The 22,800-nt window shown below is 64.9% G+C and carries 24 protein-coding genes; 9 read left to right on the plus strand and 15 right to left on the minus strand.

The annotated features are described in order from the left end of the window. From truB to V6M50_RS09215, 4 genes are all read right to left on the minus strand, one after another. On the minus strand, positions 1 to 813 hold an 813-nt coding region (gene truB, locus V6M50_RS09200; protein ID WP_332818260.1), incomplete at its 3' end, for a tRNA pseudouridine(55) synthase TruB. 31 nt (positions 814 to 844) lie between these two features. After that, positions 845 to 1,267 carry a DUF6491 family protein gene (locus tag V6M50_RS09205; protein ID WP_332818261.1) on the minus strand — a complete coding sequence of 141 codons (423 nt, stop codon included), beginning with the start codon at positions 1,265 to 1,267 and terminating at the stop codon, positions 845 to 847. Between the two features lie 208 nt (positions 1,268 to 1,475). After that, on the minus strand, positions 1,476 to 2,021 hold the full coding sequence (locus V6M50_RS09210) for a GNAT family N-acetyltransferase (protein WP_332818262.1): 546 nt from the start codon (positions 2,019 to 2,021) through the stop codon (positions 1,476 to 1,478). Continuing rightward, entirely contained in the window at positions 2,014 to 2,616 is a 603-nt protein-coding gene (locus V6M50_RS09215; RefSeq protein ID WP_332818263.1) for a thymidine kinase, read from the minus strand. The genes V6M50_RS09210 and V6M50_RS09215 overlap by 8 nt, the downstream gene beginning before the upstream one ends. A 205-nt stretch (positions 2,617 to 2,821) precedes the next feature. On the opposite strand from V6M50_RS09215, the gene V6M50_RS09220 reads away from it, so the two are divergent. Further along, positions 2,822 to 4,246: a WS/DGAT/MGAT family O-acyltransferase gene (locus V6M50_RS09220; RefSeq protein WP_332818264.1), complete on the plus strand. Its 1,425-nt coding sequence runs from the start codon at positions 2,822 to 2,824 to the stop codon at positions 4,244 to 4,246. A 50-nt stretch (positions 4,247 to 4,296) separates the two neighbouring features. On the opposite strand, the gene rbfA is transcribed toward V6M50_RS09220, so the two are convergent. The 6 genes from rbfA to rimP are packed head-to-tail and all read right to left on the minus strand — an operon-like array spanning position 4,297 to position 10,828. After that, positions 4,297 to 4,704 (minus strand): 30S ribosome-binding factor RbfA, encoded by a 408-nt coding sequence (gene rbfA, locus V6M50_RS09225; protein WP_332818265.1) that lies wholly within the window; start codon positions 4,702 to 4,704, stop codon positions 4,297 to 4,299. Continuing rightward, positions 4,701 to 5,258: a DUF1697 domain-containing protein gene (locus V6M50_RS09230; protein WP_332818266.1), complete on the minus strand. Its 558-nt coding sequence runs from the start codon at positions 5,256 to 5,258 to the stop codon at positions 4,701 to 4,703. The genes rbfA and V6M50_RS09230 overlap by 4 nt, the downstream gene beginning before the upstream one ends. Positions 5,259 to 5,294: 36 nt before the next feature. Next, the gene (gene infB, locus V6M50_RS09235; protein WP_332818267.1) at positions 5,295 to 7,853 is read right to left on the minus strand and encodes a translation initiation factor IF-2; all 2,559 of its coding nucleotides are present in this window, start codon (positions 7,851 to 7,853) and stop codon (positions 5,295 to 5,297) included. A 17-nt stretch (positions 7,854 to 7,870) separates the two neighbouring features. Next, positions 7,871 to 8,641 carry a DUF448 domain-containing protein gene (locus tag V6M50_RS09240; protein WP_332818268.1) on the minus strand — a complete coding sequence of 257 codons (771 nt, stop codon included), beginning with the start codon at positions 8,639 to 8,641 and terminating at the stop codon, positions 7,871 to 7,873. Next, positions 8,622 to 10,283, minus strand: a complete 1,662-nt coding sequence (gene nusA / locus V6M50_RS09245; RefSeq protein WP_332818269.1) for a transcription termination factor NusA — start codon at positions 10,281 to 10,283, stop codon at positions 8,622 to 8,624. The genes V6M50_RS09240 and nusA overlap by 20 nt, the downstream gene beginning before the upstream one ends. Continuing rightward, the gene (gene rimP, locus V6M50_RS09250) at positions 10,283 to 10,828 is read right to left on the minus strand and encodes a ribosome maturation protein RimP (RefSeq protein ID WP_332818270.1); all 546 of its coding nucleotides are present in this window, start codon (positions 10,826 to 10,828) and stop codon (positions 10,283 to 10,285) included. The genes nusA and rimP overlap by 1 nt, the downstream gene beginning before the upstream one ends. Positions 10,829 to 11,041: 213 nt before the next feature. Here rimP and V6M50_RS09255 point away from each other — a divergent pair, with 213 nt between their 5' ends. The 8 genes from V6M50_RS09255 to V6M50_RS09290 all read left to right on the plus strand — a co-directional run bounded on the left by V6M50_RS09255 (position 11,042) and on the right by V6M50_RS09290 (position 16,398). Then, positions 11,042 to 11,404 carry a hypothetical protein gene (locus V6M50_RS09255; RefSeq protein WP_332818271.1) on the plus strand — a complete coding sequence of 121 codons (363 nt, stop codon included), beginning with the start codon at positions 11,042 to 11,044 and terminating at the stop codon, positions 11,402 to 11,404. 111 nt (positions 11,405 to 11,515) lie between these two features. Next, positions 11,516 to 12,454 (plus strand): CDF family Co(II)/Ni(II) efflux transporter DmeF, encoded by a 939-nt coding sequence (dmeF, locus tag V6M50_RS09260; RefSeq protein WP_332818272.1) that lies wholly within the window; start codon positions 11,516 to 11,518, stop codon positions 12,452 to 12,454. A 225-nt stretch (positions 12,455 to 12,679) separates the two neighbouring features. Next, on the plus strand, positions 12,680 to 12,886 hold the full coding sequence (locus tag V6M50_RS09265; RefSeq protein ID WP_332818273.1) for a cold-shock protein: 207 nt from the start codon (positions 12,680 to 12,682) through the stop codon (positions 12,884 to 12,886). A gap of 92 nt (positions 12,887 to 12,978) precedes the next feature. After that, positions 12,979 to 13,182, plus strand: coding sequence for a hypothetical protein (locus tag V6M50_RS09270; RefSeq protein ID WP_332818274.1), 204 nt, complete (start codon positions 12,979 to 12,981; stop codon positions 13,180 to 13,182). A gap of 111 nt (positions 13,183 to 13,293) precedes the next feature. Further along, on the plus strand, positions 13,294 to 13,869 hold the full coding sequence (locus tag V6M50_RS09275) for a helix-turn-helix domain-containing protein (protein WP_332818275.1): 576 nt from the start codon (positions 13,294 to 13,296) through the stop codon (positions 13,867 to 13,869). Positions 13,870 to 13,916: 47 nt separating this feature from the next. Next, a complete protein-coding gene (locus V6M50_RS09280) occupies positions 13,917 to 14,507 on the plus strand; it encodes an HD domain-containing protein (protein ID WP_332818276.1) in 591 nt (196 codons plus the stop codon). Positions 14,508 to 14,705: 198 nt separating this feature from the next. Then, complete coding sequence (locus V6M50_RS09285) at positions 14,706 to 15,827, plus strand: cell wall hydrolase (RefSeq protein ID WP_332818277.1); 1,122 nt, start codon at positions 14,706 to 14,708, stop codon at positions 15,825 to 15,827. Positions 15,828 to 16,011: 184 nt separating this feature from the next. Beyond that, positions 16,012 to 16,398, plus strand: coding sequence for a VOC family protein (locus tag V6M50_RS09290; RefSeq protein WP_332818278.1), 387 nt, complete (start codon positions 16,012 to 16,014; stop codon positions 16,396 to 16,398). A 155-nt stretch (positions 16,399 to 16,553) separates the two neighbouring features. Here the strand turns inward: V6M50_RS09290 and V6M50_RS09295 are convergent, their stop codons facing one another. From V6M50_RS09295 to V6M50_RS09315, 5 genes are all read right to left on the minus strand, one after another. Next, positions 16,554 to 18,191, minus strand: a complete 1,638-nt coding sequence (locus V6M50_RS09295; RefSeq protein ID WP_443030496.1) for an ATP-binding protein — start codon at positions 18,189 to 18,191, stop codon at positions 16,554 to 16,556. A gap of 158 nt (positions 18,192 to 18,349) precedes the next feature. Next, a complete protein-coding gene (locus V6M50_RS09300; protein ID WP_332818279.1) occupies positions 18,350 to 19,123 on the minus strand; it encodes a TIGR02186 family protein in 774 nt (257 codons plus the stop codon). Next, positions 19,120 to 20,028, minus strand: a complete 909-nt coding sequence (locus V6M50_RS09305) for a sulfite exporter TauE/SafE family protein (protein WP_332818280.1) — start codon at positions 20,026 to 20,028, stop codon at positions 19,120 to 19,122. Before V6M50_RS09305 ends, V6M50_RS09300 begins: the two co-directional genes overlap by 4 nt. A gap of 106 nt (positions 20,029 to 20,134) precedes the next feature. Further along, positions 20,135 to 21,013 carry a hypothetical protein gene (locus tag V6M50_RS09310; RefSeq protein WP_332818281.1) on the minus strand — a complete coding sequence of 293 codons (879 nt, stop codon included), beginning with the start codon at positions 21,011 to 21,013 and terminating at the stop codon, positions 20,135 to 20,137. A 263-nt stretch (positions 21,014 to 21,276) separates the two neighbouring features. Continuing rightward, positions 21,277 to 22,707, minus strand: a complete 1,431-nt coding sequence (locus V6M50_RS09315; protein ID WP_332818282.1) for a glycosyl transferase family protein — start codon at positions 22,705 to 22,707, stop codon at positions 21,277 to 21,279. Positions 22,708 to 22,800 lie beyond the last annotated feature (93 nt).

Here is a 22,800-nt window from a genome sequence, read left to right on the forward strand (position 1 = left end):
TGCCGCTTCCGGGGAAAGGTTCAGAGCCGGGATGTCGACCAGCCCTGCCTCAAGCGGCAGAAATACTTCTGATTGGGCGGCGCCTTGGCCGAATGCGTTCAATTTGTCCAGCGAAATCGCCTGTGCCAGATCGAACGGCCCGGCCCTGGTGCGGCGGAGCATGGTGACGTGGCCGACGGTGCCGATGGCGTATGCAATATCGCGCGCGAGGCTGCGGATATAGGTGCCTTTGGAGACGTGGGCGGTGAGGGTGATCTCATCAAGTTGCCCCTCCCCTCGCTCGTCACCCCGGACTTGATCCGGGGTCCACTCGTACGGCGCCGCGATGGATGCCGGATCAAGTCCGGCATGACGAAGAGAATGAATCGTGACACTCCGCGCCTTCATCTCGACCGCTTCGCCTTTGCGCGCGAGATCATAGGCGCGCTGGCCGTCAATCTTGATCGCCGAAAAAGCGGGCGGTACCTGCTCGATCGGGCCGGTGAAGCGCGGCAGCACCGCCTCGACCTCCGCAAGCGTCGGCCGCGCTCGGCTGGTCGCGACCACCTCGCCCTCGGCATCGAGCCCGGCGGTTTCGGTTCCGAACTTGATCGTGAAATCATAGGTCTTGCTCGCATCGAGCATCCGGCCGCAGAGCTTGGTCGCCTCGCCGAGCGCGATCGGCAGCACCCCCGAGGCGAGCGGATCAAGCGTCCCGCCATGGCCGACCTTGACCTTGCCCAGCCCCGCCTCGCGGCACACGCGCTTGACCGCGCCGACGGCTTGCGTCGAGCCGAGCCCCACGGGTTTGTCGAGGATGATCCAGCCGTTCATCCCGCGCCGCTATGGCGCGGAGGGACGGCTGTCAATTTTCGGCGGAGGTTTCGGCGGCCTTGGCGGCTTCCTTCGCCGCTTTCTTGTCCTTCTTCGACGGCGGACCTTCCGACGTCACAAAGGAGCTAAGCTGGCAGCGTTCGCCGCGCACAAGGATCGACGCGAAACGGTCGAGCCGCCCGGCGCCGCGCGTTTCGACCCCGATCGCCTGCGCGAAATCCACATCGCGGCAATAGCCGGCGAAGGTGCCATAATACCAGTTTCCGCGGCGATCCTGGATCCAGATGCCGCGGCTGCGGTCGGCCTGCCAGTTGCGGATCGAGCTGTCGCTCGGAAAGACGATGCTCGATTCGACGCCGAGCGCGCGCGGCGCGCTGGCAGCGGGCTCGGCGGCCGCCGCTGCCGAAAGGGGAAGCAGCATGGCGGCCAGGGAGAGTGCGAGTTTCTGTTTCATGACGAGTCGCTTAGCGGAAGCTGCCTGAACCGATGCTGACCCCGCCGCCTCCCGTCATCCCGGCGAAGGGTGTTCAGAGGCACGTGACTCTGAAACACGATCTCGACCTCTCGCCATTGCACACCGTGGAGATCCCGGCCTTCCGCCTTTAGCGGAAGTTTATCCTGAGCGCCTGCCAAGGCAGTCGAAGGGCCGGGATGACGGAAATCTAAGAACGCCCCGCCCACTCATCGGCGAGCAGCGACCAAAGCCCGGTGTCGCGCACATAGCCGGTCCAGGTGATGCGCTCGGAGCGCAGCACGCCTTCCTTGGTACAGCCGAGCTTGGCGACCGCAGCCTGGCTCCGCTTGTTACGCTCGTCGATACGGAATTCGATACGGCGGATGCCGACCGCAAAAGCGTGATCGAGCATCAGCTTTTTGAGCCGGCCATTGAAGCCGGTGCCGCGCGCGTCGGGGTGGATGAAGCTGTTGCCGATCTCGACCGTCTGCGCCGATACATCGGGACGCAGCCAGGCCGTCATGCCGACGAGCCGATCGCCGTCAATGATCGCATAGGGCATCCGGCCGCCGCCGCTTCCGGTCAGCGTGTCAAAGCTCTTGTCGAAGTGGCCCGGGCCAAAACTCGACGAATAGATAGCCCAGACATCGGCGTCGGCGGCACAGGCGGCGCGCAGCGCCTCTCTATGATCTTCCTTCAGCTTGACGAGCCGGAGGTCGCCGTCGGCGAGTTCGACATAAAGACGGTCAAGCATCGCTCAGCGCCTCTGCAGCTTCGCGCCGCTTCGCCATGAAGTGCCGCCGGCACATCGCGACATAGCGGTCGTTGCCGCCGATCTCGGTCTGCGCGCCCTCGACCACCGCGCGACCCTGTTCGTCGACGCGCAGGTTCATCGTCGCCTTGCGCCCGCATTCGCACACGGCTTTGAGTTCGACGAGCGCGTCGGCGATCCCAAGCAAGGCGGCCGATCCGGGGAAGAGCTCGGCCGAAAAATCGGTACGCAAACCATAGCAGAGCACCGGGATACCAACCTCGTCGGTGAGCCGGGCGAGACCCAACACCTGCGCGCGCGTCAGGAATTGCGCCTCGTCGACGAGCACGCAGGCGAGCGGGCGTTCGGCATGTTCGGCGTTTACCGCGGCCCAGAGATCGCTGTCGGGATCGAATTTATGCGCTTCGGCGATCAACCCGATCCGGCTGGTCACCTGCCCCGCGCCGTAGCGGTCGTCGAGCGCCGCGGTCCACAGCATCGTTTCCATGCCGCGCTCGCGATAGTTGAAATCCGCCTGCAGCAGCGTCGTCGATTTGCCGGCATTCATGCTGGCGTAGTAGAAATAGAGCTTGGCCATGACAGGTGCGATAACGTGTTGGCCGGACTTCGCCAATCGTCAAAGCTTCGTCACCCCGGGCTTGATCCGGGGTCCGTGACACCGGCGTCAGATGACCCTCGGGATCAAGTCTGGGGTGACGATGGAGCAGGTCAGCTTGACTCGCCCACGCCCCCTGTCATGCTGCGCACCAAAAGATGCAGCATATACAGTGGGGAGAGCTGCTATGCGGCTGATGCCGGTGACCGACGCGATGTTCCTAGTCGCGGAGACGCGCGAGACGCCAATGCATGTCGGCGGGGTCAATCTCTATACTTTGCCCGACAAGGTCGACGAAACCGAATGGTTGAACGAGCAACTCGCGATGCTGCGCCAGTCCGAAGGGCTGCGCCGGCCGTTCAGCGAGGTGCTGAAGCTCACGCCGCTCGGCCAGTACGGTCCGATCCGGCTGCAGCCCGACCGCGACATCGACATGCATTACCATGTGCGGAGCGCCGCATTGCCGAAGCCGGGGCGTTATCGCGAGATGTTCGAGCTGGTCTCGCGCCTCCACGGCACGCTGCTCGACCGCACGCGGCCGATGTGGGAAATCACGCTGATCTCGGGGCTGCCAGACCGCCAGATCGCGACCTATTTCAAGATCCATCACGCGCTGATGGACGGCGCGAGTTCGATGCACTTCACCAACGCGATGCTGAGCGCCGACAAGAGCGAGCGGCGCAGCTATTCGCCGATGTCGGTCGAGGCATACGAAGCCTACAAGCGCAAATTCCCGGCGCCGAAGAAGGCGCCGACGCCCAGCCTGACCGATTTGAAGGCGATCGGCACCTTCCTGAAGGAGCAATGGGGCAACAGCGTCGGGGTGACCAAGGCGCTCAACCAATATGCCGCGGCGATGTTCGGGCTCGGCGGCAGCGACCTTGCGACGCCGTGGGGCGGGTTGCCGCGCACCAGCTTCAACCGCAACATCACCGGCGCGCGGCGTTTCGTCGCGCAAAGCTGGTCGCTCGAACGCGTGCGCGCGATGGGCAAGGCGTATGACGGGACGATCAACGATGCGGTGCTCGCCATGTGTTCGGGCGCGATGCGCAAATATCTGCAATCGCTGAACGAGCTGCCCGACAAACCCTTGAAGGCCATGGCGCCGGTGTCGATCCGCGCCAAGGACGACATCGATTCGGGCAATTCGGTCGCGGCGGTCACCGCGAACCTTGCGACGCATATCGACGATCCCGCCACCCGCATGGCGACGATCCAGGCGTCGATGAACGCGGCAAAGGCGCAGCTGCGCGAGATGACCGCGCAGCAGATCCAGATCTATACCGCGATCACGCAGATGCCGCAGATGCTGACCGCGCTCACCCGCACCGCCGACAAATTCCCGGCGTACAGCGTCACCATCTCGAACGTCCCCGGCCCGCGCGAACAGCTCTACTGGAACGGCGCGCGATTGGACGGCATGTATCCCGCGAGCATCCCGGTCGACGGGATGGCGATGAACATCACGCAGGTGTCGAACAACAAGAATATCGATTTCGGGATTACGGCGTGCCGGCGCAGCGTGCCGCATGTGCAGCGGCTGATCGACTATCTGGAGGATGCGCTGGTGGAGTTGGAGCAAGCGGCGGGGATCAAGGGGAAGAACCCTTAGCCGAACCCACACCCGTCATCTCGGCGAAGGCCGGGATGACGGGTGTGGGTTCAGTCTTGAACTTCGCCCTCGCCGCCCGCCAAATCCCGCGCGACCTTCGGATCGCGCAGCAATTTTTCGATGTGGCTCGCCTCGTCGAAGCTTTCGTCCGACAGAAATTTCAGCTTCGCGGCATATTTCATCGTCATCTTTTCGGCGACGCTCTTTTGCAGCCAGGCGGTGTTGGTGCGCAATGCCTTCAGCACCGCCTCCTCCTCCTTGCCGAGCAGCGACTTCACGAACACCGTCGCATGGCGGAGGTCGGACGACATACGGACTTCGGTGACGCTCACCGGATGCTTGGTCAGAAGATCGTCGTGGACATCGCCGCGCGCAAGGATTTCGGACAGGATATGGCGCACCTGCTCGCCGACGCGCAGCGTGCGGACGGTGGGGCCTTTGTCCTTTTCGGTTTTCATGACTCCGCTTTCTCCAACTGGTCGAGCTTGTCAATAATCCGCGCGATCGAGCGGATGTTCCGCGCCGTGCCCTTATGTTCCAACCGGCGTTCGATAAGCCGCACGGTCAATTTGCTGTCGGCCACGCCGTCACCATAATCGATGTAAAGCGCCCGGTCGCCGAGCGCGAGACGCTCGTTCGGCTTGATCCACTTATCGGCGGCCAGCGCGTCGAACTGTGCCGCGGTCGGCTGCCCATCCAAAAACATCGTATGGACGATCCGGTCCTCGTTCGTGCCCGCGAACGGATTGTCGGCGATCGCCGCAGCGAGCTCGTCGCGGCTGCGCACCAAGGCGGCGCAGGTCATGTCGAAACGGTCGTCGACCATCAGTGTCAGCTTTTCCTCGAGCCCGCGCGTCGGTCGCGCGGGGTGCGAGAAGATGACATTACCGCTGGCGACGACCGTCTCGACGTTCTCAAAGCCCTCCGCCTCGAACGCCGCGCGCAGGTCGACCATCTTCAGCCGGTTGCCACCGACATTGATGCTGCCGAATAGGGCCACATAGCGAGCCATGCCGGCGCCTCCTGATCCGCGCGGAGCGGACGCCTGTTACAGCGTCCGTTCGCGCAGTTCGACTTCGAAGACTTCGAGGTGGTCGCCCGCCTTGATGTCGTTGGTGTCCGCCAGCACGACACCGCACTCCAGGCCGGCGCGCACTTCGGCGACGTCGTCCTTGAAACGGCGGAGCGACGAGATCGTCGTTGCCGACACGATGACGTCGTCGCGCGTAAGGCGGGCGTGCAGCCCCTTGCGGATGACGCCTTCGAGCACGAGCAGACCCGCGGCCTTGTCGCGCTTGCCGGCGGGGAAGACGTCCTTGACCTCGGCGCGGCCGACGACGGTTTCGACGCGTTCCGGACCCAGCTCGCCCGCCATCTCCTTCGCGATTTCGTCGGTCAGGTGATAGATGACGTCATAGTAGAGGAAGCGCACTTTTTCGCGGTTCGCGATCTCGCGCGCCTTGGCGTTCGGGCGGACGTTGAAGCCGATGATCGGCGCATTGGTCGCCGCCGCCAGCGTCACGTCGCTCTCGGTGATCGCGCCGGCGCCCGACTGGAGCACACGGACGCGGATCTCGTCGGTCGACAGCTTGTTCAGCGCATTGACGATCGCTTCGACCGACCCCTGCACGTCGCCCTTGATGACCACCGGGAACTGGATGACGTTCGCCTTGTCGGCGAGCGCCTCGAACATGCCCTCGAGGCTGACCGGCGCCTGCGCCGTCCGCTTGCGAAGCGCCTGTTCCTGGCGATAGGCGGCGACTTCGCGGGCGCGCGCCTCATTCTCGACGACGGTCAGCGTATCGCCCGCCATCGGCACGCCGCCGAGGCCGAGGACCTCGACCGGCAGCGACGGGCCAGCGGTCTTGATCTGCTCGCCCTTGTCGTTGATCAGCGCGCGAACGCGGCCGCTTTCGGCGCCGCAGACGAAGATGTCGCCGACCTTGAGCGTGCCGCGGCGAACGAGGATCGTCGCCACCGGGCCGCGGCCCTTGTCGAGCTTCGCCTCGACCACCGTGCCTTCGGCCGGACGGTCGGGGTTGGCTTTCAGCTCCATGATCTCGGCCTGCACCGCGATCGCGTCGAGCAATTTGTCGAGACCGGTTTTCTTCAGCGCCGACACTTCGACATTCTGGACGTCGCCGCCCATTTCCTCGACCACCAGCTCGTGCTCAAGCAGGCGTTCGCGGACACGCTGCGGATTGGCGCCTTCCTTGTCGACCTTGTTGATCGCGACGATAATCGGCACGCCGGCTGCCTTCGCATGGTGGATCGCCTCAATCGACTGCGGCTTCAGCCCGTCGTCGGCCGCCACCACGAGGATGACGATGTCGGTGACATTGGCACCGCGCTGGCGCATCTCGGTAAAGGCTTCGTGGCCCGGGGTGTCGAGGAAGGTGACGAGCGACCCGTCGGGGGTCTTCACCTGATAGGCGCCGATATGCTGGGTGATGCCACCGGCTTCGCCCGCGACCACATTGGCGCCGCGCAGCGCATCGAGCAGCGACGTCTTGCCGTGGTCGACATGGCCCATGATCGTCACGACCGGGGCGCGCGGTTTCAGATGCTCGGCATCGTCGACATCCTCGTCGTGACGGATGTCGATGTCGCCTTCGCTGACGCGCTTGATCTCGTGCCCGAATTCGGTGACGAGCAGCTCGGCGGTGTCCTGATCGATCGTCTGGTTGATCGTGACGGGGCTGCCCATCTTGAACAGCGCTTTCACCAGGTCGCTGCCCTTTTCGGCCATGCGGTTGGCGAGATCCTGCACCGTGATGCTTTCGGGGACGACGACTTCGCGGACCTGCTTCTCACGCGGGCCCGACGACGCGGTGTGCGAGCGCTTTTCCTTTTCGCGGGCGCGCTTCAGCGCCGCGAGGCTGCGCGCACGCGCGCCCTCATCGTCGTTGAGCGCCCGCGTGACGGTGAGCTTGCCCGACTGGCGGCGGCTGTCGCCGCCACGGCTGACCTTGGGATCGGGGCGCTTGGGTTCGGGGCGCTTCGGCGCCTCGACCGGGGTGAAGCGGCGCGGTGCCGGGGCGGCGCTGGTGGTGGTGCGCTGCGGCGCGGTCTCGCCCTCGTCGGCCTTGGCGGCGGGCGCCTCTGCGGCGGCTGCGGGTGCTTCGGCGGCGGGCTCGGCAGCGGCGGGCGTCGCGGCAGGCTCGGCCGCCTTCGCCGCGGTCTGCTCGACGCGCGCTTCGGCGCGGGCTTTTTCTTCCTCGGCGGCGCGCGCGCGCGCGGCTTCCTCGCGGCGGCGCGTTTCTTCTTGCGCCGACATGCGCGATTCTTCGGCCTCGCGCAGCAATTGCGCCTGGCGTTCCTGACGCGACATCAGGCTGTCGTTCTCGCTCGCCCGGGGTGCCGGCTTCGGAGCGGGAGCGGGGGCAGGCGCCGGGGCGGGTGCGGGCGCCGGAGCGGCCTCGACCTCTTCGACCTCGGCCGGAGCGGCTTCGCCCGGACGGCCGATGACGCGGCGACGCTTCACCTCGACCACCACCGTGTTGCGACGGCCATGGCTGAATTGCTGCTGCACCTGTCCGGCCTCGACCGTCCGCTTCAGCCCCAGGGGCTTGCGGGTAAGGGTCGGTTTGTCCTGTTCGTCACTCATCGAAACTTATCATTCCTTCAAAACGCGTCCGAAGCGGCGGTGCTGGTCGGCAACGCCCCAATATTTTCCTCGCCGACGGGCGACGGGGTATGCGGGTCGGAATCGCGGTTGGCCGCGTCCCTACTCCATCCTGTGAAAAACTGCCAGCGGCTCAAATGCGCCAGCACGCGGTCCGCGGCGCGGGCGTCGATAATCGCCAGATGCACCGCATTCTCGCGCCCCAATGCCATAGATAGGGTGTTTCGGTCCACCGGCAAGACTTTACCCTCGCGGCCCGACCCTTCATCGTCCTCGCCGACGCGCCACGCCTGCGCCAATTTCTTGCGCCCGTCCTCGCCCGCATCATTGGCGTGGAGCAGCAGGCGAACCTGTCCCTTGCGCGCTGCGGTTTCGATCTTTTCATTGCCGCTGAGCAAGGTGCCCGATCGCGATTCCAGCCCCAGGCGGTCGAGCGTCGCACGCTGAAGCTGCGTCTCAATACGCGCGCCAAGATCGTCGGGAATGGTGAAATTGCCGTCCTGAAGCGCGCGCGCAAGCCCGCCCTTCAGCTTGCCCTTCGCCTGGGCCGCCTCAAGCGTCGCGCGGTCGACGCCGATCCACGCGCCGCGGCCCGGCGCCTTGCCAAGCACGTCGGGCGCGATCGCGCCGTCGGGCCCGAGCGCGAGGCGCACGAGCCGTTCGGCCGGCGAAACCTCGCCGGTGATGACGCAGCGCCGCTCGGGCACATGCTGGCCGCGCCGACCAGCGCGGTCTGGTTCGCTCAGCTGATCATTGTGCGGGGTCCGCATCGGCGGCCTCCCCGGTTTGCGGCTCCGCCGCGGGCCCAGCTTCCGGTGCGTCGGCCGCCGGCTCGCTCGACTCTTCGTCGTCGAACCAGTGGGCGCGCGCCGCCATGATGATTTCGTTGCCCTGTTCTTCGCTCAGACCATATTCGCCCAGCACGCCGCCCTTGTCCTCGGCGCGTTCGCTGCGCGGCGGGCCGCGGCGGTTGTCGGTGCGCTTCTTGGCGATCAATTCGTCGGTCGCGAGATCCGCGAGGTCGTCGAGCGTCTTGATCCCCGCCTTGCCGAGCACGACGAGCATCGCTTCGGTCAGGTGCGGGATTTCCGCCAGATCGTCTTCGACGCCCAGTTCGCGGCGCTCGGCGCGCGACGCTTCTTCGCGGCGTTCGAGGCCTTCGGTCGCGCGGCTCTGCAGCTCCTGCGCCAGCTCCTCGTCGAAGCCTTCGATGCTCGCGAGTTCGTCGATACCGACATAGGCGACTTCTTCGAGTTCGCCGAAGCCTTCGGCGACGAGCAGCTGCGCGAGCGTTTCGTCGACGTCGAGTTCTTCCTGGAACATCGTCGAGCGTTCGACGAATTCGCGCTGGCGCTTTTCGCTGGCGTCGGCCTCGGTCATGATGTCGATCTGGCTGCCGGTCAGCTGGCTGGCGAGACGGACATTCTGCCCGCGGCGACCGATGGCGAGCGACAGCTGGTCGTCGGGAACGACGACTTCGATGCGGCTGTCATCTTCGTCGATCACGACGCGCTGGACCGTTGCCGGCTGGAGCGCGTTGACGACGAAGGTCGCGGTGTCTTCGGACCAGGGGATGATGTCGATCTTTTCGCCCTGCATTTCCTGGACGACCGCCTGGACGCGGCTGCCCTTCATGCCAACGCACGCGCCGACGGGATCGATGCTGCCGTCATAGCTGATCACGCCGATCTTGGCGCGCGAGCCCGGGTCGCGCGCGGCGGCCTTGATCTCGATGATGCCGTCGTAGATTTCGGGCACTTCCTGCGCGAACAGCTTCTTCATGAAGTCGGGGTGCGCGCGGCTGAGGAAGATCTGCGGGCCGCGCGTTTCGCTGCGCACCGACAGGATCAGCGCGCGGACGCGGTCGCCGACGCGCATCAGTTCGCGCGGGATCTGCTGGTCGCGGCGGATCACGCCTTCGGCGCGGCCGAGGTTGACGACGATGTGGCCGAACTCGACTGATTTGACGACGCCGGTGATGATCTCACCGCCGCGATCCTTGAATTCTTCATACTGGCGCTCGCGGTCGGCTTCGCGGACCTTCTGGAAGATCACCTGCTTGGCCGACTGGGCGTCGATGCGGCCGAGGTCAACCGCGGGCAGCGGGTCGACGATGAAGTCGCCGAGCTGGGCGTCCTTCTGCAGCTTCTGGCCGGCGGCGAGGTCGACCTGCTTGAAATAATCCTCGACGGTCTCGACCACCTCGACGACGCGCCACAGGCGCAGGTCGCCGGTCTGGACGTCGAGCTTCGCACGAATGTCGTTTTCGGCGCCGTAGCGGGCGCGCGCGGCGCGCTGGATCGCTTCCTCGATGGCCTCGATCACGATCGCCTTGTCGATCATCTTCTCGCTGGCGACGCTGTTGGCAATCGCCAGCAGTTCGGCGCGGTTGGCGGAAATGGCAGTGGCCATCAGTCCTGTCCTTCTTCTTCCATTTCGTCGGCGCCTTCGGCTGAAAGCGGGACGGTTGCAGCAATCAATTTGTCGGTGAGGACCAGCTTGGCCGTGTCGATCGCATCGAACGGCAGCTTGTGTTCCACACCCTCTTTATCCGAAATCGTAACGACGTCGCCGTCGATGCCGATCAGCTCGCCGTTGAAGCGCTGGCGCCCGTCCAACTTTTCCTTCAGCGCGACCTTCGCCTCATGCCCCGCCCAGTCGGCGAAGTCGCTACGGCGCGTCAGCGGCCGGTCGATGCCGGGCGACGAAACCTCGAGCCGATAGGCTTGGTCGATCGGGTCCTTGCCCGCTTCCTCGAGCGCGTCGAGCTGGACCGAAATGCGGCGCGACAGGTCGGCGCAATCCTCAATCGTCAGCTGGCGCGTTTCGGGCCGTTCGGCCATCACCTGCAGCGTCGGATCGCTCTCGCCGCCAAAGAAGGCGACGCGTACGAGCGCAAGGCCCATCGCCTCGGCTTCGGGCGCGATGATCGCATTGAGGGCGTCGAGATCGGCCAAGTCTGTCTTTCCAATTCGGATGACCGGAAAGCATATGGGTACAGCCGCCGCGGCCCGCGGCCCCGACGTCCCAACTGGCTAACCATGTCAAGAAGTAGGCCGCATATAGGCGCGCGAGGGTGAGTCGGCAAGGGGGAATGCGGGACGGCTGGCGATCAGTTGCGGACGCCTCGCCTTTCGATCATGCTACCAACCTGACATAGGGAGGCGCTATTGTTCGATTGGCTTAAAAGGAGGTCTGAGCAGCCGCAGCCAGAAGCGAGATGGTCCGTAATCATCGATGAGGCAGGCATCAGCGTTCAGGATGATAAGGGCGAGCGGCTGACCATTCCCAAGACGGACATAACGGGAGTGGCCATTGAGACAAATGACACCGGACCCTGGGGCGCAGACGTGTGGTGGCTGTTGTTTGGCATGGACGATAGGCTGGCTTGCGCCTTCCCGCAGGGAGCGACAGGCGAGCAGGTCGCGGTAGATTATATGATGGGCATGCAAGGATTTGATCACGCCGCGATGATCGCGGCAATGGGCTCGACTCGAAACGATGTATTTCCTGTCTGGCGCAAGCCCAGCTAACGCCCGCTTACCGCTCCAAAGCAGACCAAACATCGCTTCTCTCTCGACGCTGGGTGCGCGGGTCCCTTCCCGAACGCTTGCCATTCTGCCCCTTTGAGATAGGGAAAGACCATGTCGTTCGATAGCGAAGCCGAGGCGCTGGCCCACAACCATGTTTTCCTCGGCAAGCGGCACGACGAAAATGCGCAGCGCACCTTGTGGGTCGTCGCGCTCACCGCGGTGATGATGGTCGGCGAGATTGCCGCGGGGCTCGCCTTCAACTCGATGGCGCTGCTCGCCGACGGCTTTCATATGGCGACGCATGCGGGCGCGCTCGGCATTGCCGCGATTGCTTATGCTTATGCGAAGCGCCACGCCTATGGCCGCCGCTACAGCTTCGGGACCGGCAAGGTCGGCGACCTTGCGGGCTTTGCCTCGGCGCTCGTGCTTGGGCTCGTCGCGCTCGGGATCGCGTATGAATCGCTGATGCGGCTGTTCGATCCCAGCCCCGTCGCCTTTGCCGAGGCAACGGTCATCGCGGTGATCGGGCTGGGGGTGAACATCGCGAGCGCGCTGTTGCTCGGCCATGGCCATAGCCACGGGCACGATCATAGCCACGACCATCATCACGATGACGCGCACGATCACGACCATGAGCATCCGCACGAACAGGACAATAACCTCCGCTCGGCCTATCTGCATGTCGTCGCCGACGCGCTGACGTCGGTGCTCGCGATCGCGGCGCTGCTTGGCGGGCGCTATCTTGGCTGGGTGTGGCTCGATCCCGCGATGGGGGTCGTCGGGGCGGTCGTCATCGCGGTGTGGGCCTGGTCGCTGCTGCGCGACACCGGCGCGGTGCTGCTCGACGCGACCGACGCCGCGCTCGAAACCGAAATCCGTAAACTCGTCGAGGAACCCGGCGATGCGAAGATCATCGACCTCCACGTCTGGCGCGTTGGGCCGGCGGCGCATTCGGCGATCATCAGCGTCGTCGGCGCGACGCGCGAAGCGATTTGCCAGCGGGTCAAACCCGTCCATGGAATCGAACATCTGACGGTGGAGATACGCTAACCCGATTCGGCCAATTCCGTCCAAACATTCGCGGGAAAAACAGCCGGTATTTATGGAAATTGCCAAAAACCTTGACTTTTCGGCAAAATAATTACAATCTATTCGCGCTAACGTCGCCTGCGACGGAAATTTGATGCCACTAGGCGGATACTTCCCTTCACGCGCTACCAGCTCCACTGGTGCTTTTACCGGTGGATATTCCTGTTTTCGTGAAAGGAAACACCCATGCCCATCGGCACCGTAAAATTCTTCAACAGCGACAAAGGCTATGGTTTCATCGCCAACGAGGATGGCTCGGGCGACAGCTTCGTCCACATCACCGCGGTCGAGCGCGCCGGAATGGCGACGCTGAACAAGGAACAGCGCGTTTCTTACGAGCTGGAAACCGACCAGCGCGGCAAGACCTCGGCTGTCAATCTTCAGCCTGCATGAATGAATTCCGGCCTGGCGTCCTCGGGCGCCGGGCCGGACCATTCGCCGATCTTTCGGCGCCCAAGCTCGTGCAGCCACCCAAGGAATTATCCATGGATATGAACGAGCTTTTCTATCACCACCAGATGGCCCTGATGGCCGTCGGCCAGACCCGGGGCGCGAGCGCGCGCCATGCCGATTTCGACCTGCCGGGCCATTATGCCAAGCGCATCGACGATTATCGTGCCCGGCGCGGCATGCGCAAATATTTTGCCGGTTCCCCGCTTCCCGACACGGCGGCAATCACCGACGCCTAGTCGGCGCGTTCGACTTTGACGGTGCGGCCAGCGCACCGCCGGCCAGCGCCCGTTCCATATCCGACCAACAAGGCCGTTCCGCGTGCCGGACCTATCAGCTATGGATTGCGCGTGACCCACGCCGTCCTGCCATGCCGCGACCATCTCGGCGCCTCGCTGCGCCGCTGGCGCACGCTCAACCGCGTCAAACAGTCGGCATTGGCCGGGGAAATGGACGTCTCCCAAACAACCATATCGCGGTGGGAGGCCGGCACACTGGCCCCTGGCCCCCGCGAAGAAGACCGGCTGACGCGGCTGTTGGCGGCGCGAACCACCTCCGCAGCCGACGGCGCGTTGCTCGATCTGGTGCGCCACGCGCCGGCGCCGATGCACCTGATCTGCGACCTCACGCACCGGCTTTTCGCGGCATCGCCCGCGCGGATAGCGGCGTGGCGGATCGGGGTTGAAGAGCTCGCCGGCAAGTCGCTGTGGCGTTTCGCTTCGCCGGGCATCGCGCGCGGCGAGGAAGCGCTGGAAGCGCTCGGCTGGTACGAGCCGCTCGCCCCCGCGGTTATCGTCGATACCGAGCACGCAGACTTCGCCGAACTCACCATTGCCGCCGGCCGCCTTCGTTACACAAGAATGCCGCTTTCGGACGGAACCTTTGCCCGCCTCGTTCAAGACAGCGGCCGGCCGGACGGCGCATAAATTATTCGGCGGATTGTGTCCGCCAAGCGGGCGGTTAGCCTCGTCGCATGACGACACAACCGGACATAGACCCGTCGCGCCTCGCCGCGATCATCGACTTCCTGCAGGCAGCGGAAAAGCTGAAGGACACGCTGCGCAGCGGCATCACCTCGAACGGGCGCGCCGAAAGCACCGCCGAGCACAGCTGGCGGCTGTGCCTGATGGCGATGCTGTTCGACCGCGAGCTGGCCGGATACGACCGGCTAAAGCTGCTCAAACTTTGCATTGTCCACGATCTGGGCGAAGCGATTTCGGGCGACGTCCCGGCGACGTCCCAAACACCCGACGATGGCCGGGCGGCGCGCGAGCGGACCGACCTCGAGACATTATGCACGCCGCTTCCCGACGATCTGCGTCGCGAAATCCTGGGTCTGTCGGACGAGTATAGCGGCGGCGCGACGCCCGAGGCCCAAATGGTCAAGGGCTTCGACAAGCTGGAGACGATGCTCCAGCATCTCATCGGACGGAACGCCGCCGATTTCGACTATGAATTCAATCTGACCTATGGCGCGCAGCATACGGAAAAACACCCGCTGCTTTCCCAGATACGCCAGCTGGTGGACGCGGCGACGCGCGAGCGTATCACCCACGGCGCCTAGGGTCAGGTCCCGTCATTTGGGCCCTTCATTCCCGCGAAGTGAAGCCATCCGCCTCTTAAGCCCCGGCGCGTCGCGCGTTCCGCTGCGGAACAACCGAAATGCACTGCAACATTTTGTTGGCGTTTCAGCGTATAAAGCAAGCTGGCGCCCTGCCCGCGCGAATCGGCGACGGTGGGGGCAACGGAATTTGATGCACGCATGAAGCCCGAACTGACCCTGACCGCCCGCTCGACGTGGCGCGACCCGGTGCCGGAAAGACCGGCGGGGCCGGGGCGTGCCTTTTGGGCCGCAATCGTCGCGGTGGTCGCAATGGCCTGCCTCGCCTTCCTTCTGTCGAGCGGGCAGTTGCGTGCGCCCGCGGTCTTCGGGCCCTACAGCGTCTCGGTGCCGATCGACTTTCGCGTCTATGATCCCGAACGCTGGGCGATCATGAATGCCGACGATTATGCGGATGCGCTGAGGATCGACCCGACGCTGCCCGACCCGAACAGCGTGGGTTACGGCGACGCCGCGGCGCTGCCTCCCGCCGATCCCGCGCTGCTGCGCGAGGAGGCTTTCGTCGGACCGCCGGCCAAGCCCTATGCCTTCCGCGGCGTCACCGCGCTCGATCGCGAACGCGCGCATTACTGCCTGACCGCCGCAATCTATTATGAAGCCGCGTCCGAAAGTGACGACGGCATGCGCGGCGTCGCGCAGACGGTGATCAACCGCGTCCGCCACCCGAGCTTTCCGAACACGGTGTGCGGCGTCGTCTTCCAGGGATCGCAGCGCGCGGGGGTGTGCCAGTTCACCTTCTCATGCGACGGCGCCATGGCGCGCGCGCCGAGCAAGCCCAATTGGCTGCGCGCGAGCCGCATCGCATCGGCCGCGCTCGGTGGCTATGCCTTCCCCAAGGTCGGGCTTGCCACCCATTATCACACGCAGGCGATCTGGCCGCGCTGGGGCAAGAGCCTGGTGATGACCAACATCGTCGGCGCGCACATCTTCCACCGCTGGCGCGGTCGCTGGGGCATGCCCGACGCATTTCGCGCGCCCTATCTGGGCCGCGAGCCGGTGCCCGGCCCCTATCTGCCCGTCGCGCAGCAGCTTGCGATCTTGCGCGGCGGCAGTGCAGCCCTGCTGCCCGACGGCAGCGGCACGCTCGCGCCGCTTCCCAACGCCGCGCCCGCGCCGCTGCCGAGTGCGATGGCGCAGCCGATCGGCGCACCGGCGGCCCCCGTCCTCCCGGCCGCGCCGCCGCAGACCTATGCCGATCCGCGCCTCAACCAGTCGGGCCAGGTCCGCGAGGAATTCCGCGGCAGCGGGGAGTGGAAACGCTGAGCCGGAACGATTAGGCTTGCCCGGCGCACACCCCTCCCGTCATCCCGGCCCTTCGACTGCCTTGCAGGCGCTCAGGATAAACTTCCGCCAAAAGCGGAAGGCCGGGATTTCATCGTCGAGGATCAAGGCGCCGTGGAGATTCCGGCCTGCGCCGGAATGACGAGCAGAGGTTAGGGAGGCCAGCATGGGACATGTGAAAGGCATTGGCGGGCTGTTTTTCCGGGCGCGCGATCCCGATGCGCTGAACGCCTGGTATCGCGAACGGCTGGGCATCGGTGCCGGCTGCAATGCCGACGACACGGGGCCGGTCAACGAATGGGTCTGGAATGTCACCGCGGGTCCGGTCGTCTTTGCGCCGTTCAAGGCCGACACCGACTATTTCCCCGCCGACCGCCAACATATGATCAACCTGCGCGTCGATGATCTCGACGCCGTGCTCGTCCCGTTTCACGAGGCGGGCGACGAGGTGATCACCAAGCCCGAATGGGATGACCCCACGGTCGGGCGCTTTGCGCGGGTGCATGATCCCGAAGGCAATCCGATCGAGTTGTGGGAGCCGCCGAAGAGCTAATTCCCACGCCCCGTTCGTGTCGAGCCTTCGACTGCCTTGGCAGGCGCTCAGGATAAACTTCCACCCTTGGTGGAAGTCGAGACACCGGGAAGGCGCGCACGGCCGATGGGCATCTCGACGTCGCCCGATGCGAACGGAAGTTGGGTGGTTGGTTCTTACCGCCCCTGGCTGCGCCAGCGCTTGACCACGCGCTCGAGAATTTCCGCCTCGCCGCCCGTTTCGCGCCACAGCTTAGAGAAGAGCGGGTCGCTCGATGCGGGCCGCTTGTCCTCTTCGAGCGTGTCGAGATAGACGCGGATCGGGATCGAAACGCCCTCGCCGCAGATGATACATTCGCGGTTACGCAGCGCCGGGATCGAATCGATGAAGCCGCGCGCACCCTCGGGCATCGCGGCCTTCACGAAATGCTGGTCGCGCTCGTTGTTGAGACGCATCGAAATGATCGTACCGCACTGCGACAGCACGCCTTCGGCCAGGTCGGACGGACGCTGGGTGATCAGGCCCAGCGAGACGCCATATTTACGGCCTTCCTTGGCGATCCGTTCGAGGATCTTGCGCACCGCCTGCCCCTGCCCGATGTCCTTGGCCGGAATGTAGCGGTGGGCTTCTTCGCAGACGAGGAGGATCGGGCGCTGCGGCTCGCTGCGCGACCAGATCGCATAGTCGAAGGTCAGGCGCGACAGCACCGCGACGACGACCGACGTGATGTCCGACGGAACGCCCGACACGTCGATGATCGAGATCGGCCGGCCGTCCGACGGCAGGCGAAATATCTTGCCGATGAAATTCGCCATCGTGTCGGCGACGAGCATGCCCGAGAACATGAAATTATAGCGCGGATCGGCGCGCATTTCCTCGATCTTGCCCTTGATGCGCATGAACGGCGCGCTCGACGTCGCCTTGTCGAGCTTGCCCATCTCGTTCTGCAGGATGTTGAGCAGGTCGGAGAGCAGATAGGGGATCGGCGAATCGACCGTGAGCTTGGTCATGCCTTCGGCCATGCGGTTCTTCTGCCGCGCCTGGAGCAGGCATTTGGCAAGCACGTCGCAGTCGGCCTGGCGATCGCGGCCGGCGCTGGTGACGAAGACTTCGCAATGTTCCTCGAAGTTCATCAGCCAATAGGGCATCGCGAGATTGTCGACGTCGAACAGCGCGCCGGTGCCCTTGAACGCCGCCGAATATTCGCCGTGCGGATCGATCATCAGGATATGGCCCTGCGGCGCCAGTTCGCAGATCTTGTGGAGGATCAACGCGGCGCTGGTTGATTTGCCCGTGCCGGTCGACCCGAGCAGCGCGAAATGCTTGCCGAGCATCGCGTCGATATAGAGCGATCCGCGAATATCCTTGGTCGGATAGACGGTGCCGATTTCGACGTGCGCGCGTTCGTCGGCGGCATAGATTTGTTTGAGGTCGGGGCTCGTCGCCGCATAAACCTGACTGCCCGGGATCGGATAGCGGGTGACGCCGCGGCGGAAATTATGGATGCGGCCGGTGATTTTTTCCTCTTCGCCTTCGCCGAGGAAGTCGATCGTCGCGACGATCAGCCCTTCACCGCTCTGGTGCAGCTGCTGATCGCGGATACTGGCGATCAGCCAGATATTGCCGACGCGAACCTTGACCTGCGCCCCGACCTGACCGGCCATCGCCACAGCGGAATCGCTGGACGCCGACAATTTGCCGATCGTCGCGACATCGAGCAGGATGCGCGAGGCCGAACCCGAAATATCGATCACTTCGCCGATCATCAAATCGTCGCGATGATGGTTGACCACCGGCGCCACCGAAGCCGCCATGCCGCCGCCCGCAAGCCGGACGTGCTGCGCCGCCGTCGAATCGCCGGCGCTGAATCCGCCGTTTTGTATGTCCATCACTTCGCCCCGCCACTTGTGGTCCCGGTTCCGGTATCGCAGATGAGGGTAAACAAAGCGCTTATGGTGGCCGTTAAGCGCTTTCAGCGGCGGCGGAAGATCGCCGAGGCGGCATAGCCGAGCACAAGCGACAAGAGCACCGCGGTCAGCCCATAGAGAAAGCCGTGGCGCTGCGCCGCCAGCGCGACGAAACGCTCGAAGCCCGCCTTGCGGATCTGGACGTCGCGCGACGCGACCGCGAGCACGCGCCCGCGGCTGATCAGATAGGTTTCGGCGCGATAGGTGCCGACGGGAACGCGCGCCGGGACGGGGATGCGGGCGCGATAAAGCACGCCTTCGGTAATTTCGACCGCCGCCGGATTTTCATAGAAAAGGCCGATGCGGCGATAGAGGTCGGTGAGCCCCGCCTCGAAGCGTTCGAGCTTCTTCGCTTCCGAAAATCCCGTCGGCGACATCGATAAATTGGCAAGCCCGAGTTCGAAGATCGCCGCCGTCCGTTCGTCCACCAGCTTGTCGATCGGGCGCGACGATCCGATCGCGTAAAAGCCCGGCGACGTGCGCAGGCGCAGGCTGTTGGCGTTGACCCAGATGCCGGCGACGCGCCGCTTTTCGCGCAGGATGATCGGCCGCACCGGCCCCTTCAACACGACGACGATGTCGGCGCGGTCGTCGGGCAGGCGCTGGCCGGGATAGAGGATCGCGCCGAACAGCAGCAATTCCTCGCCGGTAAAGCTGTACTGGATGTCGATCGCGCGGCTCGACACGTCGGGCACCAGCCGCGGATCGACGGCCTGAGCGGTGCCCGTTGGCAGCAGCGCCAGCACGAGCCCGAGGAGCAAGGCGCGCGCGGCCGTCATTGCACGGTGTAGATTTCGTCGGGGCGGATGAAGAGATCGACCGCCATACGCGCCGCAACGAGCAGCACGATCACCGAAAGCGCCATGCGCAGATATTCGGGTTTTACCTTTTGCGCGAAGCGTGCGCCGATTTGCGCGCCCGTGACGCTGCCGAGCAACAGCAATCCGGCCAGCACGATGTCGACCGCACCCGTCGTCAGTGCATGGACCATCGTCGTCGCGATCGTCACGAAAAGGATCTGGAACAGCGAGGTGCCGACGACGACCTGCGTCCCCATGCCGAGCAGGAAGATCATCGCGGGAACCATGATGAAGCCGCCGCCGACCCCGAGGAGCATCGTCAATATGCCGACCGCCATCCCCAGGATCAGCGGCGCGAGCGGCGAGATGTAGAGCCCCGAGCGATAGAAGCGCCAGCGCAGCGGCAGGTTGGCGACCATCGGATGGTGACGCCGTTTGCGCGCGGGGGCCGGAAGTCCGGCGCGCAGGTTGCGCAGCGCGCGCCACGCCTCGCGCGCCATGATGCCGCCGACCGAGCCGAGCAACACGACATAAAGGATGTTGATCGTCGTATCGATCTGGCCCCAGGCGGTGAGCAGTTCGAACAGCCCGGCGCCGATCAGCGATCCCACCAGGCCGCCGACAACGAGCACCGCCCCCATGCGCAGATCGACCCCGTCGCGTTCGAGATGGGCGAGCGCGCCCGACACGCTGGCGCCGGTGACCTGCGTCGCCGCAGACGCCGCGGCGACCGTCGGCGGGATGCCGTAAAAGATCAGGAGCGGCGTGGTCAGGAACCCGCCGCCAACGCCGAACATGCCCGACAGGAACCCCACGCCGCCACCGAGCAGGATGATGACCAGCGCATTGACCGACAGATTGGCGACAGGAAGATAAAGGTCCATGGGCCCCGAACGTACATCTGCGGTGCCAGAACGGCGCCGATTCCAAGGACCCTAGACCATTTTTGCGGGGTGGGGAATCGGCTGTGGCGGCTATTTTCGCCGGGGGTCAGAAGTCGGTCGCGAGGGTCAGCGCGAGGCCGCTTTCGGGGCGCGCATCGCCCGCGACCCGCTGGCGCCAATCGAGCGCGATGCGGCTGCCTTCGCCGACCTTGGGAAGGCGGAGCGTCAGCCGCGGCCCGACGTCGACGCGCGACGCGCCGGGCTGCACCGCCCCCGCCGCCAGCGCGCCAAGACGCAGCGACGAGGTTTCGTCCGATCCGAGACGGCGATCGATCGTCACCGCGCCATCGGCGAAGCCGTCGCGCCGCCGCGCCCCGACAACGCCGGCCTGACCATAGGCGTCGAGCCGGAAGCCGCCGGGTAGCGCGACATCGGAAACGCCGCCGCTGACCATCGCGACGAGCGCGGTCCGGCCTTCGGTCCCCGCCGCGACCCGCTGTTCGATCGCAAAATCGACCGGCAGGTGCGCGAGCGGCGCAAACGCGAGGCCCAATGCGATTTCTCGCTGTTCGGGCCTTTCTATGGCAATCGTCGCGCGGCCGTAAGCGCGCACGCGCCCGGCATCGCCAAAGCCGTAGCCGAGCCTAAGGCCGGCCTGGCTGCCCCCCAGTTGGCTCGCTGCCGCAATGCCGTCGGGCGCTGCCGCGGAGCCATCGCGCAGGTAAAGCCAGCCGCCGAGCGACCATCCCTCAAGCTGCCGCCGGATCCAGAAGGGCTTACCCTGCCCCGGCTCAGCATGCGCGGCGGGCGGGATCGGGAACCACACAGCTCCGCGGATCGGGGCCGCCGATCGCGCGACGCCGCCCGGCGGCGGCGGCAGGAGCCGGGCCATCAGCGCGAGGCGGAGGCTATGGCGATCGGCGCCACCATGGCTCGTCGCCGAGTTCGATACGTTACCACTGGCGAGCGGCGCCAACGTGGACATAATCTGCGAGCGTTGCGGTGCCTGCACTCGCACGGAGCGCGTAAGCGTCTGACTCATGAAGGCCGTGGGGGCCTCCTTCGCGCGCATTGCGCTCGAAAAGGGCAAAGGCGGGACCCACGGCGCGTGCGCAGCTTCGGGGGATGCCGGGAGAACGATATCCCAAGTGGTTATCATTCGGGCCGCGACCCATCCCGAAACGCAAATCAGTAAAAAGCGGAACGCCCTTGCATCACCACTCCGGCGTATGGCCGACGAAGAAGAGATCATGACGGCGTCGCTCGCGACCTTGCCGTCTCAAGGACTGGCGTGCCGTGGAAATGGTCGGTCTTTTCCCACACCACCTGCCCCGAGCGAAGCATGCGCCAATAGAGCATTACGGCCCGCCGCGCTGCCAGTATCGCGATGATGTTGGCGACGAATGCCCGCGGTAGCGCCAATATCGACTGTTCCAGCCCGTACCAGCGGGCCGTGAAAAAACCACGCATGCCCAATCGCCACAGCAGGAGCGCAGCATTTACGGCAAACAATGCCCGTACGACTCCGTTGGATGGCAACATCTTCCAACCCATCAGTTCTTGCCCGGCCCAACCAACTGTCGTGACAATCAGAGCGGCATAGGCGGCCAAGAGGACGAGCGCGGCCAACGGCGCGCGGCGATCACGCCACAGCATCCATCGCGCGAGCCAAATATCATGGCCGGAGCGCTCGACGTGAAGGTGGTTCGATCCGATCCAACCGAGCGAATCCCAGCCGGCCAGCGCGATGCCCGCGATCCAGCGCGACTTTTGCTTCACCGCGGTTTCGACCGAAATCGGGAACGCGCCACGCGAGACAATACGGTCGCCGGCGGCTCCCAAAACGTCGACAAACCGCGCGCGAAGGCCATATGCTCCGATCAGCATGCCAAGTTCATAGTCTTCGGTAAGGCTGTCGGCGCGAAAGGGGTGTCCGCCCCGTTCGATGGCGAGTAGCGCCATAGTATGCCGACTTAGGGCACAGCCGACGCCGGCTGAAGGGATTGGGAGGCCAAGTCGCGAACGCAGCACGACCTCCTTGCCATGGGCCTCTGCAAATTCATCGCAATAATGGCCGTTGATCCATGTCGATCTGCGATCCACAAAAGGTACGACCGGTATTTGTACCATGGCATATCGGGCGAGTTCCCGCCGATAGAGCGCCAGCTCCTCGGGATGCACATGATCCTCGGCGTCGTGGAGGACGATGCCTATGAAGCGAAAACCTTCGGCGCGCTCATCCTCTCCCAACGCGGCCCACAGTCCGTTGAGATTATCGCCTTTCGTCGTGGGGCCATCCTGTGCGCCGATCACCAGCCGGAGCCGCGGGTCGCGCGCGATCAGCGACGATATGGCGAGAATCGTTGTGGCATCGTTGGGGTAACAGCCGATATAGATGCGAAAATTCTCGCCCTCCCAAGCGGCTAGCGCACGGGTCAGCGTCGCGGGCAACACCGTCGCTTCTTGCCATGCTGGCAGGAATATAGCCAATTTTCCAAAAAGCGGCGCGGCCGCGTCGACCGAATCGGCCGACTGGTCGCGATCACGGCTCGTAAGCCAGAATAGGTCGAAAAACAGGTCATCGATTCCGAAAAGAAGAATTCCGATCGACGCGAACAGCATCAGTTCGTGGCTGGCCCCCAGCACCAGCCATTCCAACCATCCGGTCGACAGCTCCACCACCCGACTAGCTCCGCCCCTCACGATGACGTAAAGTCATCCGTACCCATAGTGCTAGTGAAGTAGGCAAATTTGTAAAGATGGGCGCCTGCC

This window comes from Sphingopyxis sp. (assembly GCF_036675685.1).
In the GTDB taxonomy this organism is placed as follows: domain Bacteria; phylum Pseudomonadota; class Alphaproteobacteria; order Sphingomonadales; family Sphingomonadaceae; genus Sphingopyxis.